This is a genomic window from Lactiplantibacillus fabifermentans DSM 21115 (assembly GCF_000498955.2).
In the GTDB taxonomy this organism is placed as follows: Bacteria; Bacillota; Bacilli; order Lactobacillales; family Lactobacillaceae; genus Lactiplantibacillus; species Lactiplantibacillus fabifermentans.
Map to the genome: position 1 here is coordinate 1 of NZ_AYGX02000011.1, position 17,485 is coordinate 17,485.

17 protein-coding genes are annotated in these 17,485 nt (G+C 44.0%); 10 read left to right on the plus strand and 7 right to left on the minus strand.

The genetic code is table 11. The features are described from left to right. The 7 genes from DY78_RS00655 to DY78_RS16710 all read left to right on the plus strand — a co-directional run. Positions 1–686: family 1 glycosylhydrolase (locus tag DY78_RS00655; RefSeq protein ID WP_156404085.1), on the plus strand; the 686-nt coding region annotated here is incomplete at its 5' end. Between the two features lie 23 nt (positions 687–709). Continuing rightward, a complete protein-coding gene (locus DY78_RS00660) occupies positions 710–2,032 on the plus strand; it encodes a PTS sugar transporter subunit IIC (RefSeq protein WP_024626438.1) in 1,323 nt (440 codons plus the stop codon). A gap of 153 nt (positions 2,033–2,185) precedes the next feature. Further along, a complete protein-coding gene (locus DY78_RS00665; protein ID WP_024626439.1) occupies positions 2,186–2,899 on the plus strand; it encodes a GntR family transcriptional regulator in 714 nt (237 codons plus the stop codon). A 69-nt stretch (positions 2,900–2,968) separates the two neighbouring features. Beyond that, positions 2,969–3,589, plus strand: coding sequence for an HAD family hydrolase (locus DY78_RS00670; protein WP_024626440.1), 621 nt, complete (start codon positions 2,969–2,971; stop codon positions 3,587–3,589). A 198-nt stretch (positions 3,590–3,787) separates the two neighbouring features. Next, on the plus strand, positions 3,788–5,539 hold the full coding sequence (locus tag DY78_RS00675) for a DUF262 domain-containing protein (protein WP_024626441.1): 1,752 nt from the start codon (positions 3,788–3,790) through the stop codon (positions 5,537–5,539). Positions 5,540–5,675: 136 nt separating this feature from the next. Further along, positions 5,676–6,596 carry a DUF7916 family protein gene (locus DY78_RS00680; protein WP_024626442.1) on the plus strand — a complete coding sequence of 307 codons (921 nt, stop codon included), beginning with the start codon at positions 5,676–5,678 and terminating at the stop codon, positions 6,594–6,596. Positions 6,597–6,608: 12 nt separating this feature from the next. Then, positions 6,609–7,121 (plus strand): ABC transporter substrate-binding protein, encoded by a 513-nt coding sequence (locus DY78_RS16710; protein ID WP_082621200.1) that lies wholly within the window; start codon positions 6,609–6,611, stop codon positions 7,119–7,121. Positions 7,122–7,197: 76 nt separating this feature from the next. Here DY78_RS16710 and DY78_RS00690 read toward each other — a convergent pair whose 3' ends face one another. The 3 genes from DY78_RS00690 to DY78_RS00700 all read right to left on the minus strand — a co-directional run bounded on the left by DY78_RS00690 (position 7,198) and on the right by DY78_RS00700 (position 9,890). Further along, on the minus strand, positions 7,198–7,632 hold the full coding sequence (locus tag DY78_RS00690) for a hypothetical protein (protein ID WP_024626444.1): 435 nt from the start codon (positions 7,630–7,632) through the stop codon (positions 7,198–7,200). A 152-nt stretch (positions 7,633–7,784) separates the two neighbouring features. Next, positions 7,785–8,462, minus strand: coding sequence for a DUF4811 domain-containing protein (locus tag DY78_RS00695; RefSeq protein ID WP_024626445.1), 678 nt, complete (start codon positions 8,460–8,462; stop codon positions 7,785–7,787). Further along, the gene (locus DY78_RS00700) at positions 8,463–9,890 is read right to left on the minus strand and encodes a DHA2 family efflux MFS transporter permease subunit (RefSeq protein ID WP_029779222.1); all 1,428 of its coding nucleotides are present in this window, start codon (positions 9,888–9,890) and stop codon (positions 8,463–8,465) included. An 88-nt stretch (positions 9,891–9,978) separates the two neighbouring features. Here DY78_RS00700 and DY78_RS00705 point away from each other — a divergent pair, with 88 nt between their 5' ends. Then, positions 9,979–10,569, plus strand: coding sequence for a TetR/AcrR family transcriptional regulator (locus tag DY78_RS00705; protein WP_024626447.1), 591 nt, complete (start codon positions 9,979–9,981; stop codon positions 10,567–10,569). A gap of 49 nt (positions 10,570–10,618) precedes the next feature. Here the strand turns inward: DY78_RS00705 and DY78_RS00710 are convergent, their stop codons facing one another. The 4 genes from DY78_RS00710 to DY78_RS00725 all read right to left on the minus strand — a co-directional run bounded on the left by DY78_RS00710 (position 10,619) and on the right by DY78_RS00725 (position 15,703). Then, the gene (locus DY78_RS00710; RefSeq protein ID WP_024626448.1) at positions 10,619–12,406 is read right to left on the minus strand and encodes an ABC transporter ATP-binding protein; all 1,788 of its coding nucleotides are present in this window, start codon (positions 12,404–12,406) and stop codon (positions 10,619–10,621) included. After that, positions 12,378–14,120 (minus strand): ABC transporter ATP-binding protein, encoded by a 1,743-nt coding sequence (locus tag DY78_RS00715; protein ID WP_024626449.1) that lies wholly within the window; start codon positions 14,118–14,120, stop codon positions 12,378–12,380. The genes DY78_RS00710 and DY78_RS00715 overlap by 29 nt, the downstream gene beginning before the upstream one ends. A 138-nt stretch (positions 14,121–14,258) precedes the next feature. After that, positions 14,259–15,131 carry an EamA family transporter gene (locus DY78_RS00720; protein ID WP_024626450.1) on the minus strand — a complete coding sequence of 291 codons (873 nt, stop codon included), beginning with the start codon at positions 15,129–15,131 and terminating at the stop codon, positions 14,259–14,261. Positions 15,132–15,136: 5 nt separating this feature from the next. After that, positions 15,137–15,703: a TetR/AcrR family transcriptional regulator gene (locus tag DY78_RS00725; protein ID WP_024626451.1), complete on the minus strand. Its 567-nt coding sequence runs from the start codon at positions 15,701–15,703 to the stop codon at positions 15,137–15,139. 118 nt (positions 15,704–15,821) lie between these two features. On the opposite strand from DY78_RS00725, the gene DY78_RS00730 reads away from it, so the two are divergent. Continuing rightward, positions 15,822–16,853: an SDR family oxidoreductase gene (locus DY78_RS00730; protein ID WP_024626452.1), complete on the plus strand. Its 1,032-nt coding sequence runs from the start codon at positions 15,822–15,824 to the stop codon at positions 16,851–16,853. 112 nt (positions 16,854–16,965) lie between these two features. Further along, a complete protein-coding gene (locus tag DY78_RS00735) occupies positions 16,966–17,433 on the plus strand; it encodes a MarR family winged helix-turn-helix transcriptional regulator (protein WP_024626453.1) in 468 nt (155 codons plus the stop codon). Positions 17,434–17,485: the final 52 nt, after the last annotated feature.

The window sequence follows — 17,485 nt, forward strand, 5'->3', positions numbered from 1 at the left end:
AAGCTGATCTTTTTTGTCCGAACAGCGTTCGGATTAATTTTACAATCTACCTAATTCGTATTTTTACGGAAGGAAAATATTCCGATGAAGTCGTGCGCTTTATGCAATCACAACATTTAGACGATATTTTAAAGCCTGACGAGCTGGCCGAATTGGCCCAAACTCGTAGCGACTTCATGAGTTTTAGCTATTATGCAACTAGTACCATCGACAGCACAAAAGTTCCAGCTGGCACCGCTCCTAACTATATCGGTGCTTTGGGTGCCAAGAAGAACCCCTATTTACAAGCTAACGAATGGGGCTGGCAAATTGATCCACAAGGCTTCTATGGGGTCTTAATGGACTTATATAACCGGACCGGGTTACCAATCTTCCCAATCGAAAACGGGATTGGCGTCCGTGAACACTGGGATGGCCACCACGAAATCGATGATGACTATCGGATTGCTTATCATCGGGACCACTTACAAGCGTTAAAAGACGCTGTTCGCGATGGTGCTAACGTTATTGGTTATTTAGGTTGGGGCTTAATCGATATTCCAAGTTCTCAAGGTAATATGGATAAACGCTATGGCGTGGTCTACGTAAACCGGACTAATCATGATTTGAAAGATATGAAACGAGTTCCTAAAAAGAGCTATCACTGGTTCAAACGTGTGATTAAATCTAACGGCGCCGAAATGTAAATTTAATAAGTGAGGTGTTTAATATGGAAACAGCACCAAAATCCAAGGGTAAAAAGTTCTTAGACAAGTTTGCCGATTTTTCCGCCAAACTTGGTAATGAAGTTCACTTACGGTCCTTACGTGATGCCTTTGCATTGATTATGCCCATCTTCATTTTAGCTGGGTTAGGTGTCTTAATTAATAACGTCATCTTGCCGCTAATCGTGCATGGCACCGCTTTAAGCAACTGCCAAATTTGGGGTAGTATGATTGCCAACGGTTCTTTAAACATTGCAGGGCTCTTATTAGCCCCGGCAATTGGTTATAATTTGGCCAAGAACCGCGAATTTTCAAGTCCAATGTCCGCCGCCATCGTGGCCCTTTCAAGTTTAATTATGGTCATGCCACTAAACATTGCTTTAGCCACGACGAAAGATGCCGCTAAGACGGCTTCCGTGACCGGCGGCTTAAGCTTTGCTAATCTCGGGACTACCGGGATGTTTGCCGGCATTATCATCGGGCTATTAGCGACTGAATTATTTGTTAAGCTTTCCAAAGTTAAAAAATTCAAAATTAATATCGGGGATAACGTGCCCCCAGCTGTTGCTGATGGGTTCAGCTCCATGATTCCAGTCATTTTAACGTTAAGTATCGTAGCACTAATTTCCACCCTCTTATACGTTTTCTTCGACACTAACCTAATTGCCCTGATTACGAACGTGATTCAAGAACCATTGCGTAAATTCAACACGAGCTTACTTGGTGTTATTTTAATTTATAGTTGCGGTAACTTCCTATTTACCTTAGGGATTCACCAAACGGTTATTAATGGGACTTTGCTTGATCCAGTTTTGTTAATCAACATGAATAAAAACATGGCCGCTTATCAGGCTCATAAGGCCGTCCCATATATCATGACCAATACTTTCCGTGACACCTTTGGCATGATGGGCGGGACCGGTTCAACAATTTGTTTATTAATTGCTATTTTTCTATTTTCGAAATCCAAAGCTAGTCGCAGTATTGCTGACTTAGCCACGGCGCCCGGAATTTTCAACATCAACGAACCCGTTATCTTCGGGTATCCGATCGTCTTTAATATTCCGATGATTATCCCATTTGTTTTATTACCTGATTTAGGTATCTTAATCGCCTACTTCTTTACTTCAATTGGCTGGATGAGTCGCGTCGTCGTCCTCATTCCTTGGACCACGCCACCACTGCTGAGTGCTTATCTGGCCACTGCCGGTGATTGGCGCGCAGTCCTTGTACAACTGTTCATCATTGTTTTAGGGGTCTTACTTTACTTACCATTTATGAAGATCAGTGAACGAATTGCCGCCAAGAATGCCGCTATGAATGCCTAATCAATCTCTCATGTACTCATCGCTACCGGCGATGGGTACATTTTTTTAAACCGCTTTACCGCCTCGCTAGTCTTTTTGACGGTATAATGGCTATTGAGACGCATTGTTCAGACAATTCTGAACAACAGCAAAACGAAAGACAGGAATTTGCTTATGGCTAAATACAACGATATTGCAAATGAACTACGCAAACGAATCCGCACGGGAGTCTATTCAACTGAACAAGGCTTACCCAGTCAAAAAGAACTGGCTAAACAGTTCAATACGAGTCGCGTGACCTTACAAAAAGCCCTCGACGTGTTAACTTCCGAAGGTCTAATCCTCGGGAAACGCGGGCTTGGAACTTACGTCAGTCCCGACGCCAATCGTATCATGCAGACTGAAACTAGTATCGATCAGTATACTGGCACGACGGATGGTTTAGATCCCCACCAGATTTTAAAGAATCGCCTAATTCACTTTAAAATCCAATATCCCGATGACCATGTGTGCGAAGCATTGCAACTGGATGAAAACGATCTAGTCTATTACATTATTCGCTTACGCTCCATTGACCAGTCACCGGCGTCATTGGAATATACTTACATGCCGGTCAAGGTTATTCCCGGTATTAATGAAACCGTCTTAGATCATTCGATCTATGCTTATATCAAACAGACGCTTAACCTTAAGATTGGCGCGGCCTTTCGTGAGATCAGTGCAGATCAGCCAGACGATTATGACCAAAAATATTTAGCTTGTGCGGTCACCGACCCCATCTTGCAAGTGAAACAAACCGTCTACTTAGATGATCAACAGCCCTTTGAATATTCGCGAACACGGCATCGCTTTGATAAAAATAAAATCACGGCCTATATAAATCAATAATCAAACCTGATTTCATGTTAGAATAATGAACATATGTTTAAATAAATTCACTATCAGAAAGGACTTCTCATGACTTATAAAAATATCCTCTTTGACGTTGACAACACCTTAATTGATTCGGCGACCATTGCCGCCAATGTTTTACACAAAATCACCGCTAATTACGGCTATGACGTTTCCGTTGAAACAGCGCGGTCGATGGTTGGTATTCCCACCGATAAAATTCTAGCCAAATTAGAATTGGGACACATCGCTGAAATCACGGCTGATTTCACCACCGCTATTGGTAAACATAAGGATGAATTACAATTTTTCGATGGTATTCCCGCCATGCTTAAACAACTCCGGGATGCCGGTACTACCGTTGGTATCGTCACTTCACGGACGGCTGCTGAAGTTCGTAGTGACTTGGGGGCTTTCCCAGAAATCACGTCATCTAACATTATCGTGACCGCCGATCAAACGACGGAACATAAACCAAGCGGCGCACCGTTACGCTATGCGATGGCTGAACATCAATTAGCTCCTGCTGATACGATTTACGTTGGGGACGCTATTTATGACTTAAAAGCGGCCTTAGACGCCAAGATTGATTTCGCCACCGCTACTTGGGGCGCCTTACCAACGACGGACTTTTCAAAGGCCACCTATCAACCACAACATCCGAGCGAATTATTAGCATTAATCTAAAAAAAGTAGTGAGACCGATATGGTTTTCACTACTTTTTTGATGGCTTATTAATTAAGCCTCAGCGATATCAACTAACTTATGTTGACATTATACTTATTCATTTATTATTTACATTAGTTTTGCCAGATCAGTTATAATCACTAATGAAGTCTTAATTACATACATTAATTGTTAGATTCATTTAAAAGGAGCAACTTATGAACGCATTTGTCGAAATTCCACAACCATCACGTTTTAGAATCAATGAACTCTTTCACGATAATAAATTTATTGTGCCACTCTATCAACGTAATTATGCCTGGGAAACTAATGAAATTGAAGATTTTTGGAGTGACTTGGAAGATATCGTCAACGGAAAACGAAACAATCACTTTTTTGGCCAAATCGTAACTTACCGTAATAACAATAATGAGCAAGAAATAATTGACGGGCAACAACGCTTAACTACTAGCACAATCTTTATGGCTGTAATCCGCGATATTGCTAATGAAATCTATACCGATTTAAGCAAGAACCCCGCCAATGCCTTGGATGCCGAGGAAAGCGGTGATGAATTACGTGATATCCGTAATCAAGTCAAAAAGTCCATCCGTGGTGAAAAGGGCGATGCTTCATCGTTAACGGTTCAACAACATGTCGATGACGACGGCGAAAGTTTGCAAACATTCTTTTTCAACTTGACCCATTCGAATTCAAATGCCTTAACAACCAAAACTAACTCAGAGCCCAAAAAGAATATGCAAAAAGCGTACCGCGATATGTATAGCTGGATTTTAAAGTCGTTGAAGTTGGAAAAAACATTGAGTGGCCGTATCAACAAGCTCAAATTAACTTTTGAATCATTTTTTGAAGACTTTTATATCGTAATGATTTCAGCACCTAGTCGGCGGGATGCTTTTACCATCTTTGAAACACTAAACAGCCGTGGTAAAGACTTAAAAGCTTCAGATATCATCAAAAATCACGTTATGTCGCTGATGAGCGATGATCTGGAACAAGCCAATCAAACTTGGACTAGCATTACCAGCAAACTTGATAACGACAGTAATCGGATTACGCGGTTCATCCGAACTTATTGGGCATCAAAAAAACGGATCGTCTCTGAAGCCAAACTTTATCGCGAAATTAGTTCCGAAGTGGATAATATCAATAGTGCCAAGCACTTCTTAACCGATCTCGAAAAACTGGTCGATCTTTATACGGTCTTAGAGTCGCCAACTCAACCCAAGGCCCACGCTCGCTACTTTAATAACGAAACGTTAACACAACAGCTAGATATTCTTAATCGGATGCGCGTATTACTCTATTACCCGATTGTCCTTTCACTACAGTACACACAGTTCAGTGAAGATAAAATTCTGAAAATTGTTCGTAAAGTGACATCGGTCTTTATTCGTCATCGGACTATCATGAACCAAGGTACTAATAAATTGGAAAGCGGCTTTTCAGATGTCGCTCAAAAGATTTGGACCTTACAATTACGTAATGTTGATGATATTAATAACTATATTAATGAACATTTGATTCCCAGCGATGATCAAATCAAAACTAATTTCAACGCCCTGGCAAAAGATGGCGGCCAACGGGGTGCCAAGAAGTGGACCCTTGTCTATTTATTAGCTGAACTATACGACGCAACTTTTGACGATTTTGGTAATAATGACTTATACCTCAAAGCCTTCAATGACGATAATTATCGATTAGTTCAAATTTCCACTGACCAAAACCTCGGTGATTATCAAAACTACATTGGTAATTGGACTATTTTAGAAAAAAATCTAAGCGAAAAAGAATACGCCAGCGTTTCCGAGCTCACCGTTGCGCTATTAAAGTCTGATTTAAATGCCAATCATGTATTGGCCAAACAACTGGAAAACGGTATTTGGAATTCAGATGCAATTAAAACACGTCAAAACACATTGAGTAACTCATTAACCGTTATTTGGTAACCTTCATTTTGACAGCATAACAGTAGTAAAGCCAAAACGGTTTTGCTACTGTTTTTTTGAGCGTTTTCATTCCTATCATATCGCGATTCTTGTTATCATATAGTTACTTAATTGAATTAAAAAAGGAGCTACTAACATGGTTAAACGAATCTTAGACTGCACCGCCACTGATTATGCCAAAATGACCGCTGCAGACTTAAAACAAGCGATTTACGCAGGTGAAGGTCGGACGATTCTGTCAGAAAACGTGGTGGCTTTACCACCAATCGTCGATGGCGTGACTAATAGTGAAATCGCCGTTTTTGCCGGAGCTGATTTAGTTTTATTAAACGGTATCGACTTAGAAAATATCGACATCAAAAATTTACCAGCAACGGAAAATCCCATCGCTAAGCTCAAAGAACTCGTTGGCAAACCGGTCGGCGTGAACTTGGAACCCGTCAGTGATGCCCACTTGATGAGTCAACAAATTAATATTAGTGCCGGCCGCCAAGCTTCCCTGACCACGATCCAACTGGCCGAAAAGCTGGGTGTGGACTTTATTTGCCTAACGGGGAATCCCGGGACCGGTGTGAACAATCAAACGATTCTAAACACCATTAAGTTAGCTAAAGATAATTTTAGTGGTTTGGTTATCGCTGGTAAGATGCACAGCTCCGGCGTTGATGAACCGGTTATTAACGCTGAAATTGCGGCCGACTTCATTCAAGCTGGCGTGGATATTTTACTCGTGCCGGCCCTTTACACAGTGCCACGAATTACGACCGCCCTCTTAACCGAAGTCATTGCCGTGGTCGATGCTCACAATGCGCAAGTCAGTGATTCCGCCAACAAGGTCTTAACCATGGCGACCATCGGGACTAGTCAAGAAAGCAGTAGTACCGATGTTATTCGCCGGATTGCTTTAGAAGATAAAGCGCTCGGAATCGATATCCATCATATCGGCGACGCTGGTTATTCAGGCGTGGCATTAACGCAAAACATTGATGCTTTGGGTAACGCGGTACGTGGAGCCCGCCACCAATTACGGATTCGGGCGCGGTCATTACGACGTTGAAAACTTTAATTCATTAGTAAAAAACAATCTACCAAGCAACAACTAACTTTAACGATTACTTGTGGTGACGACGACACGACTAAACAAGCGGCTGAATTTATTCAAGGACAACTTACCAGTCATTTAAAAGGGCTCAAAGTCAATGTCCACGCGATTCCATTCAACTCAATGCTCAGTAAAGTTTCATCTGGGGACTTCCAACTCAACTTAACTAGCTGGAGTATGGATTTCGCCGACCCATCACAAGCCTTAACAATTTTAACGTCCACGAGTAACTCGAACATGGGCCATTATCATAGTGCCACCTTCGACCAAGCCATGCAGGCAGCCGATGGTAAAGACGCCTTAAACCCAACGGCCCGTTATCAAGATTTATTAAAAGCCGAAAAAATTGCCATGCACGATCAAGCAGTCACGCCTTTATATGAAGGACGTTCGCAATTATTAGTTAAATCTAAGCTCAAAGGTGTCGTCACCAATGAATTTAGTGGTGCCATGGATTATCGGACGGCTTACATCAAATAGTCATAGAAAAAGCTCGTCAAACTATCAGTTTGACGAGCTTTTTCAGCCAATTCGTTTCAAAATTTTGTGTCCAGTCTTAAAATTGCAAATAACCTTTTTCTTGGCCCAAACCAGGATCAACATAAACTTGCTTTAACTTTAGTTCAAAAACGACTAATTTGGAACCAATTATGTCCCAAACCTTTTGATAATTAGGTATCGTTTCTAAATATAATGGTAATAAATCGTCAGCCATCGTTACTTCAGACCGTTTTACCTGAACATGTTGGGCCCGCATATAAGGGTTCCCCGGGGTACCGTCGTTTGGAACCGTAATAAAGGCCACGTCGGGATTTTGATCATAGACTTTTAGCGCATCGCTATCCTTAACTGATGAAAAATACAACGTGTCCGGTTGAGCTTCCCGCCAAACAATGTTCACGATTTTGACATCGGCCTGATTATCGACCGCAGTGCTCAAGGCAATTTTGTTAGTAGTTGCTTTAACTTGTTTAAAACCCTCAATATCCATATTAAAACGCTCCTTTGACTTGTTTACTGATAATTACAATTATACCGCAATTCGCCCATTTATCAAACATACGTTCCCTAATTGTTTATATGCAAAAACACACCCAAGTTACGACCATCTTGGGTGTGTTTGTTTCACGTGAAACATCGTTTTTATTTGGCCACCGAAGTCATCAAATGACTGATATAACGCCGTTCCGCTTGATTAACTAATGCTTTTTGTTGCTTAGCCAATTTCGGATTAGCCTTAATCTCAGCGGCAACTTGCTTAGTAACCGCCGTTTTCATCGCCGTTTTGACTGACTTTTGTTTTAACATGTTGCCCAGTTTGGTCAACTGCTTTTTCGTCAAGACATGCCAATGTTTATTCAACTGATACGTAACCGTCTGACGTTGCAATTGACCGTCATTGGTCACCCCGCTGAACAACCATTGTGCGGCCGTACTCGTGTAGTGATAAACACGATTGCTGGTTACTTGGGCGACTCGCTTCGCGTGATAAGTCACCCGGACTCGTTTTTGGCGATTCAAAACTAGCTGAACTTTTTGGTTACTTGGTTTCCGGGTCGCATAAGCCGTATAAACCGTTTTACCTTTTTTTAGTTGCTCCGTTACTAAGACATGATTGCCCTTTGCCGAAGTAATCGGGTCGATCTTAGCCGTTGTCGTCACGGTTTTAATGGTCGTCCCAAAGTGTTGCTGCGCATCTAAAATAAGCAACCCTTGGCAGATTAACATGACAACTAAAAATAGACTACCCCAACCGTGGCGCTTAGTAATTAACAACCAGCCGGCTAAAATTGCCGCTACTACCATCATAACAATCAACATTTAGGCCGCCTCCTTAGTTTTAACACTTAAAAACAGCGCTGGAATAATCGCGACCGCAGTTCCCACGGCAATCCAAATAAATGTATGGTAATAAGCGGTACTCATCATCGCCGTGGTGGCCACGTTGTTCCCTTCATAACTCGCGATGACTGCCGCCAAAATCGCCGTAGCAATCGAGCCACCAATATTTTGCGCCATCCGCGTTGTAACGGTCGCTTCGGGGATGAGTTTAGGATCCAAGCCGGTGTAGCTATCACTCATAATCGGAATCGTCACCCCACTACGACTGAGCCCCATCAAAAAGAGCATCGTTAAGATTAGCCAGTCGGGCGTCGTCGTTGTGAAATACGCAAACGGAATCGTTGTCACAACTGCTAGCACTAAGGAAATAATAACGACCCATTTGGCACCATAGGCATCCGTTAATTTTCCAACTTGCGTTCGGGTGACTAACATCCCGGCACCTTGCGCAATTAAATAAACTCCGGTCATAATGACACTTAAATGACGAATGTTTTGTAAAAATAATGGTAAGGCAAACATCGCGCCATTGACCATTAACCCGGACATAAACAGTAACAACGCTGACGCTGAGAAGTGCGCGTTATCAAATAACTTAATTGGTAACAACGCCTTATCCGGTTGTTTGAACGCATAGACGATATAAACGAGTAAACAATCAATCCCAATAAAACCCGGGATCAAGACGCTCATTTGGCCAAAAATATCATTACTACTGAAATTCGTAACCGCGACAATCAGCCCGGAAAACAAGCCGATAATGAGTAAAAAGCCAAACAAATCAAACGGTTTGCGGTCTGCCGCGTCAGGCTCAAAAGTCGGTAGATACATCAATACCAGTACTAACGCTGCCACTACCAATGGAATATTGATATAAAATAACCAGTGCCAGCTCCAGAACTTGATCAACGCGCCACCTACCGTGGGCCCTAAGATGGGGGCAAAAACAATTGGTAAGCCCACGACGGCCATTAATTGACCTAAGTTTTGACCTTGCGCCATTTTAAGCATCAACGTCGTGGCCAACGGAATAATAATCCCGGCCGCGGCGCCTTGGACAATCCGGCCAGCTAACAACATTGGCACGTTGGTCGCGATTCCGGAAGCTAACGACCCAATTAAGAAGCCAATCTGGGCAATAATCATTAGTAACTTACCGGACATCTGATTAACTAACCAGCCGGCTAACGGCACCGCCAACCCTAACGCTAAAACATAAGCCGAAGTCACCCACTGAATGGTATTGACAGTTGAGTTTAAATCTTTCAGAATGGTGTTGATACCGATATTAGTCATGGTCGTATCGAGCATTGGTGCCATCATTACTAAAACCATGATTAATGCGGCACGCATATCCATCTTGCCAGTGGTGGGCACTGACTTGGTGGTTTTTTCTTGATTATTCATATTCATCTCTCCTTTAAGGTACTCACAGTACCCAAATAGAGATACTACAACTTCTTTTCTGAAAAAACAAGGGAGGAGATTCAAAAAAATGGCAACCACACATCGAAAACGCGGCGCCGAATTGGAAGCCGCAATTTTAAAAGCAGCCTGGGAAGTCATGCAACAGACGGGTTACGACCAGATGACCATGGCCGATATTGCCCGCGCCGCGCATACTAATAAAAATACAATTTATCGACGATGGGACACTAAATTTGAAGTGATCAGCGAAGCCGGCAAACATTATTTTGAAACGCATCCCGACTTAATTAAATTTGCAGTCCCTAATACCGGTAATTTACGGGCAGACTTAATTGCCCTCATGACCCTGCCCCTCCCCGCCGTCCAAGCAATGGGGATTCACAACTTAAAAGCGCTCGCGCTCGACATGTTTCCGCGAGTCTCCAGTGTGAAATTTGACTTCATGAATGATAATTACTTCCAACGTTTTTTAAATGATATTTTGATAAACGCTGATAAACGTGGTGATTTAAAAACACCGCCCGCTGAAATTCCGGCCGCTGCCAAAGGGCAACCAACTTTGCTGATGTTGTCGTACGTTTTAAGTGAACGACCGTACGATGCCGCCGCTGTGGTGTCATTAGTGGATGATATTTTATTGCCCGTGCTTACCCGCTAAATACATGTAAAAAAATCCGGTGATAACCAAACGTTATCACCGGATTTTTTTAGGCTTGATCGAATTGACTATTATAAAGTTCCGCATAAAACCCATTTTCAGCCAACAGACTTTGATGGGTCCCCCGCTCAATGACCCGACCATCATTAATCACTAAAATCTGGTCAGCACTTTGAATCGTCGACAACCGATGCGCAATGACAAAACTCGTCTTGTCTTGCATTAAAGCGGTCATTGCGGTTTGCACATCGGCTTCTGTATTACTATCAATAGACGCCGTTGCTTCATCCAAGACTAGGACCGGCGCCCCGGTTATAAAGGCCCGGGCAATACTCAATAACTGCCGCTGCCCTTGCGACAAACTATGCGCATTTTCACTCAGCAAGGTGTCATAGCCGGCTGGCAGCTGCTTAATAAAGACATCCGCATTGGCACGCTGAGCCGCTAATTCGACTTCCGCATCGCTAGCATCAGGTCGGCCGAGCCGAATATTTTCGCGAATCGTCAAGGTGAATAAAAAGGATTCTTGTTGCACGACGGTCACTAAGCGGCGTAAGTCTTGCCGACGCATCGTCGTGACATCGCGACCGTCCAATAACACCCGACCATGTTGCAACGGATATAAATTGGTCAGCAAATTCATAATCGTCGTCTTCCCCGCACCAGTTGGTCCGACTAAAGCGACGACTTCACCTTGTTTAGCGACTAGATTGATATCTTTTAAGATAGGCCGCGTGTCATAGGCGAATGAAACTTGTTCAAACGTTACATTGCCCGTGGTCTGTTTGACGGCCACGGCTGCGGGTGCATCTTGTTCGGGCGCTTCATCGATTAATTCAAAGACCCGTTCGGCACTCGCTAACGATAATTGCAACGTATTAATTAGATTAAGCACGTTATTAATCGGTCCGGTAAAATTCCGCAAGTAAATTAAAAACGTAAAAATAATCCCAACAGTGATGCCACCATGGCCGGTTAAAATCGAAATGGCTCCGGCCGCCGTAATGAGTAAATACGCAATATTATTCGTCATATTGTTAAACGGTCCCATAATCGACGATAACGCCTGCGCGCGAAAGGCGGCTTTCGTATACGTTTCGTTCGTTTCGTTGAACATAGTCATAGTGGCCGTCGTGTGATCAAATAATTGCACGAGTTGTTTGCCGGAAACGGACTCTTCAATTTGAGTGTTCAAACTACCGAGCGCGGCTTGTTGGGTCATGAAAGCTTTTTGCGTTAACTTGGCGATGGCTTTCGAAAATAGATACGTCGCTAACGTACTTAGCAGCGCAATCCCCGTTAACAGCGGTGACAAAATAATCATTGCTAACCCCATCCCCAAGACACTAATCACCCCAGTAAACAACTGGACGAAAGTTTGCATCAAGGCGGTATTGATATTATCCACGTCATTGGTTAGCCGACTCATGACGTCCCCATTATCATGGGTATCAAAATAAGTCATGGGTAGGCGTTGTAAGTTGGCAAAGACATCGTGTCGAATACGGGCACTAGTATCTTGGGCAACTTTAATAATGATTGAATTTTGAAAATACGTAAAAACACTCGCAATTAAGTACATGCCAATCATCGCCGCACACACGATTAAGAGGGCTTGCAAACGATGCTTACTAATATATTGATCAATCACAATCCCGTTAATTCGGTTGCCAATAATCGTGACCGCGGTCGTGACGATTGTTAATAAAAAGACGATCACCAACTGCCACTTGCGGGTAGCTAAATAATGCCAAACCCGCGTCACCGTTTGTTGCCAATTATTTAACTGGACTTTCTCGCGATGGAGATTACGAGGTCCGTGTCGATGCATGTCCATGCCGGCCACCTCCTAATTGAGTTTGCACGAGTTGGCGATAAAAATCAGACTGTTTTAACAATTCCGCATGTGACCCGTGGGCCGTGATTTGACCATCTTCTAAAACGATGATTTGGTCGCAATCCATGACATTCGTCACCCGCTGGGAAATAATAACCGTCGTTTGGTCGGACCGAGTTTGTTCCAAACGGGTCTTAATTTCCGCATTAGTGGTCTGATCAACGGCACTGGTCGCATCGTCCATGACTAAAATATCGCGTTTGGGCACTATTGCCCGGGAAATATTTAGGCGTTGCCGTTGACCACCTGAAAAGTTTTTTCCGGCCTGTTCAACAGGCGCATCATAATTTGCCGGCAGTCGGTCGACAAATTCATCCGCCACGGCGACTTGATTGGCCGCCGCAAGTCCCACGTCAGTCGCCGCTTTGGCACCATAAGTCAAGTTACTCCGCACGGTGCCCGAAAACAGTAACGAATCTTGCAAGGCGACCGTTATCTTTTGATGGACCGCGGCTAAGCTCATTTCCTGAATATCGGTACCACCAATTTTAATGGTTCCCGTATATTGATCAAAACTGCGCGTCAATAAATTAATCAGCGAACTTTTCCCAGCACCCGTCGGCCCGATAATGCCTAACCATTTTCCCGCCGGCAACTTAAAACTTACATGATTTAAAATCGGTTGACTCTGTTGATAACCAAACGTCACATCATCAAATTCCACATCACTGCCAGTCGGAACAACGGTCGTGACCACTGGTAATTGTTCAGCACTTTCTTCATCTAAAACCGCCTGTACTCGCGTCGCACTCGTAATCGCCCGCGAAAAGGCAGTAATGATATTAACAGTTTGAATCATCGCAGAAGTAATTTGAATCATATAGTTAACAAAGGCAATAATCTGACCATCGCTAATGGTTTGACTGATGGCTAAACTACCCCCATAGCCTAACGCCACCACGACCCCTAAATTCAACAACAACTGAATCACTGGTGACAAAATCACGGTCGCCATCGCCGCCCGTTGACTCGTTTGGCGTAATTGGGCATTCTCATCATTGAACTGATCGAGCTGATGGTCTTCCAAGACATACGCCTTAATCGTCTTAGCACCTTGTAAGTTTTCACGCATGACACGATTAACCGTATCGACGGCTTGTTGCATTTTGGTATACAACGGAATACTGCGCCGCACAATCCATAACATGAAAATCACCAAGATGGGCATAATAACAAATAAGATTGGCGCCAAATCCGGACAAACAATGACCGACATGACGACCCCACCGAGTAATAACATCGGTGCGCGAACCATCCCACGAGTAATCATCATTACTAAATTTTGCATTTGGGTGACGTCATTAGTAATCCGGGTAATCAACGTAGCCGGTTCAAGTCCACCCGGTTGCCGGTCAACTAGCGCCACCGTTAACATATGACTCCGGAGAGCTTCCCCCATTTTTAAAGAGGCGTAACTCCCTAAAGTCCCACAAGTGGCCCCAAAGATTAACCCCAAAACGGCAAACATCAACATCCATAAGGCTTCTTGAATGACGAAATGCATATCGCCCTTCGCCAGACCATGGTCGATGATATTAGACATTAAGGTCGGTTGTTGCAAGTCACAAAAGACTTCTCCCAACATAATTAACGGAGCTAAAAAGAAACAGATCCGCGTTTTTCCGTGGATGTGTTGCATCACGATTCGAAACAAGGCGACTTCCTCCCATCTAAAAAAAGCGTCACGACTCCCCTCGACCTAGTAAGGACTAAGGATCCGTGACGCATTTAATTATTAATCAGCATTATATATAATAGGGCAGGATTTTGTCACATGCAAGTAATTTCCCGCTTATCGCCGACGCTGATAGTTACTATAAATGACTGCAACAATAATCAGCGCCACCCCGACCATTTGCCAGCTCGCCACGCGCTCGCCTAATAGCAAAAATGCGACCACAATGGAGGCTGGTAATTCTAACGAAGATAGGACCGGTCCCACCCCTAGCGCCAAATACGGCATAAAAATCGTATAACAAGCTAACGGTAAAATCATCGAAAATACCGCCGTGAGGACACCCCATTTAACGGCCGCCACCGTTACCGGTCCGCTTAAGAGTTGTGGTCCCCAAATAATGGCCACTAAGATAAAAGCCCCGCTGCCCAACAACCACGTTTTGCTCAGCGGATCCAAGTTATGGCCTAAACTCCCGGTCACTTGAAGTGTCACCGCATAGGCCACCGCCGCCAAAAAACTCAGTGCCAGTCCCATGAATGAGAGTGGGCGATTCATCGGCAATAAGCCAGCTGCCAAAACAGTTCCTACCAAAACTAAGCTAATACTAAATACTTGGCGACGACTCGGCCGGCGGTGATGCCATAACGCGCCCATCAAGACGGACAACCAAACAGATTGCATTAACATCACCGCCGCCACAGCCACACTGACATAATGTAACGCACTAATATAAAAAGTATTCGTAAAACCTGAAGCCGTTCCCGCCAACATGACAATTGCGACTTGCCGCGGCGTGGTCGCTTGCGTTCGTAACGGTCGTTGACGGACCAACTGGATAATCGTCAAAACTAATGCTGAACTAAAAAATGACCAGAATAATAAGGGGCCACTTGCGACCCCTTCACGACCGGCCATTTTAAATAACGATGCCGGAATCCCATAACTAATGGCGCCAAGTGCGACCATCACGGGAGCAATTTTTCGCACCATCCTCATCCTTTCTGGGCTTGTAAAGCGGCCATCGTCGCATGCTGAAACGTGCCGATTAAGTCATGAATCGTATCCAATGATTCATGCTGACCATCCAACAACCAGGTCCGCCAAATCGCATAGACGCCGGCACTCATAAAATGGGCCCAATACTTTTGCTGAGCGGCCGTTAAGCCTTGCATCATGGTCGTTTGCTGATAAAAAGCCATCATATTTTCGTCAAAGATCTGTTGAATGATCGGTTCAAAATCCCGGCTGACCGCGAGCTTCAATTCCGGTGCTAAGTCCGTAAAAAATTCGCCAATTGCGGCCATTTTTTGCGCCGTCGGAACATGTTTAATAACATCGTCAAACCGGGCATCAATTTGCGGTTTAAAATAGGCCGTCAAAATATCCGCTAATGAATCAAAATTACGATAAAATGCCATGCGACTAACGCCGGCACGTTTGACAACTTGGGTCACCGTCACTTCTGACAAAGCCTTAGTTTGCAAAAGTTGCCATAGCGCGGTGGTTAAATACGTTTTCGAATCTTGTTTGATTGCTTGGGCATGATTGGTCGCTGCCATTACAATTACCTCTTTCTGTCACAGATGCGCGGTTTACGCTTGTTTCACTACTGCGTCAATTGTATGATACTTTCACAGACGTTACAAGTGTAACTAAAACAATTGGAGGTATTTATTAATGCAAAAAGAATTAGTTGTCGTGACCGGTGGTAGTGGCTTTATCGCCATCCACATTATTTTACAATTACTGCAACAAGGCTATCGGGTCCGCGCCACGGTCCGTGCCCCTAAAAAAGTAGCCTTGATTAAGCAGATGCTGACTAACGGTGGTCAAACGGATTTTAGCAACTTAGAATTTGCCACGGCGGACTTAACAACCGATGATCATTGGGCCGCGATTATGCAAGGCGCGACTTACGTCATCCATCCTGCTTCCCCGACGCCGACCTTAAACTTTAAAAACGAAGCCGAAATGATTCGGCCCGCTGTCGACGGCGTCTTACGCGTTTTGACGGCTGCTCGCGATGCCCATGTTAAACGGGTCGTCCTAACATCGGCATACGGCGCCATCTTTGCTGGTCATCCGCACCGCCAAACACCGTACACTGAGGCCGATTGGTCAGACTTGAATCAACCGAAGATCCATCCTTATCAAAAGTCCAAGACCTTATCTGAACGGGCAGCTTGGGATTTTATTGCTCGTGAAGGTAACGGCTTAGAACTCGCTACGGTAAATCCAGTTGCCGTGATGGGACCGGTCTTAGCCAATGATTACTCCCATTCCAACATTCAAATCCAAGAACTACTGACCGGAAAAACCAAAGCCGTTCCCCACGTTGATTCTGGCTACGTGGATGTCCGCGATGTGGCCAGCTTACATTTATTAGCGATGCAACAGCCCCAAGCCGCGGGTGAACGTTTCTTGGCAACGACTGGTGAAACTTTATCGATGCTCGATGTCGCCAATATTTTACGTCAAGCCTTTCCACAATACGCCGCACAACTACCGACAAAAACGATTCCGAACATAGCCGTTAAAGCCGCGGCAATCACCAACCCGATGTTAAAAATGGTCGCATCCATCGTCGGCACTTATGCTGAAACTAGTAATGCTAAAGCCGTTCAATTACTCGGTTGGCACCCCCGCTCGGCTAAGGATGCCATCATTGCGACGGCCCAGTCAATGATTGATTTAAACCTCATTAAGTAACCCTAGTATGTAATCTTTGCGATGTTTCACGTGAAACATTGTATTGATTGTTGAACTGGAAACACGTTTCTGCTATGCTAACGACAATCAATTCTAGGATAGGAGTAACGGCATGGATACCCAGCAACAATTTTTAACTAGTTTAAGCACCCTACTCGATAAAATTACGTTACTCAGTAAAGAACAGTTAGCAACCGAATTGAAGGGCTACAAGCCAGCGGAAGTGCATACGATTGAATATATTGGTCAGCATCCACAAGCTAATGTTACTCAAATCGCCACCGCACTCTTTGTCACGCGTGGAGCCGTCAGCAAATTAACTAAGCGGCTAATGACCCGCGGTTTGATTGAACGTTATCAGCAAAGCGATAATCGTAAAGAAATCTATTTCAACCTAACCCCACGTGGTCAGGAAGTCTTTGATATTCACGCTCGTTTACACCAAGGGTTTCAGCAACGCGATCAACCCGTATTCGACCAAGCGGACCCGGCGCAATTACAAGCAACACTTGACTTTTTAAAACAATATAACGATCATTTAGATGCTGAAATTACCAAGCAAGGCTTAAACGGTCATTAAAGGAGCTGTGACATAACTAGTTCCTAAATCGTAAAAACCCACGCAAAACCGA

What these genes read in the sequence shown, in the direction of transcription:
- DY78_RS00710 (WP_024626448.1), bottom strand. Translation starts at nt 12,406, where the DNA reads ATGGACATGCATCGACACGGACCTCGTAATCTCCATCGCGAGAAAGTC.
- DY78_RS00670 (WP_024626440.1), top strand. Translation starts at nt 2,969, where the DNA reads ATGACTTATAAAAATATCCTCTTTGACGTTGACAACACCTTAATTGAT.
- DY78_RS00680 (WP_024626442.1), top strand. Translation starts at nt 5,676, where the DNA reads ATGGTTAAACGAATCTTAGACTGCACCGCCACTGATTATGCCAAAATG.
- DY78_RS00705 (WP_024626447.1), top strand. Translation starts at nt 9,979, where the DNA reads ATGGCAACCACACATCGAAAACGCGGCGCCGAATTGGAAGCCGCAATT.
- DY78_RS00725 (WP_024626451.1), bottom strand. Translation starts at nt 15,703, where the DNA reads ATGGCAGCGACCAATCATGCCCAAGCAATCAAACAAGATTCGAAAACG.
- DY78_RS00695 (WP_024626445.1), bottom strand. Translation starts at nt 8,462, where the DNA reads ATGTTGATTGTTATGATGGTAGTAGCGGCAATTTTAGCCGGCTGGTTG.
- DY78_RS00665 (WP_024626439.1), top strand. Translation starts at nt 2,186, where the DNA reads ATGGCTAAATACAACGATATTGCAAATGAACTACGCAAACGAATCCGC.
- DY78_RS00675 (WP_024626441.1), top strand. Translation starts at nt 3,788, where the DNA reads ATGAACGCATTTGTCGAAATTCCACAACCATCACGTTTTAGAATCAAT.
- DY78_RS00690 (WP_024626444.1), bottom strand. Translation starts at nt 7,632, where the DNA reads ATGGATATTGAGGGTTTTAAACAAGTTAAAGCAACTACTAACAAAATT.
- DY78_RS00730 (WP_024626452.1), top strand. Translation starts at nt 15,822, where the DNA reads ATGCAAAAAGAATTAGTTGTCGTGACCGGTGGTAGTGGCTTTATCGCC.
- DY78_RS00700 (WP_029779222.1), bottom strand. Translation starts at nt 9,890, where the DNA reads ATGAATAATCAAGAAAAAACCACCAAGTCAGTGCCCACCACTGGCAAG.
- DY78_RS00660 (WP_024626438.1), top strand. Translation starts at nt 710, where the DNA reads ATGGAAACAGCACCAAAATCCAAGGGTAAAAAGTTCTTAGACAAGTTT.
- DY78_RS00735 (WP_024626453.1), top strand. Translation starts at nt 16,966, where the DNA reads ATGGATACCCAGCAACAATTTTTAACTAGTTTAAGCACCCTACTCGAT.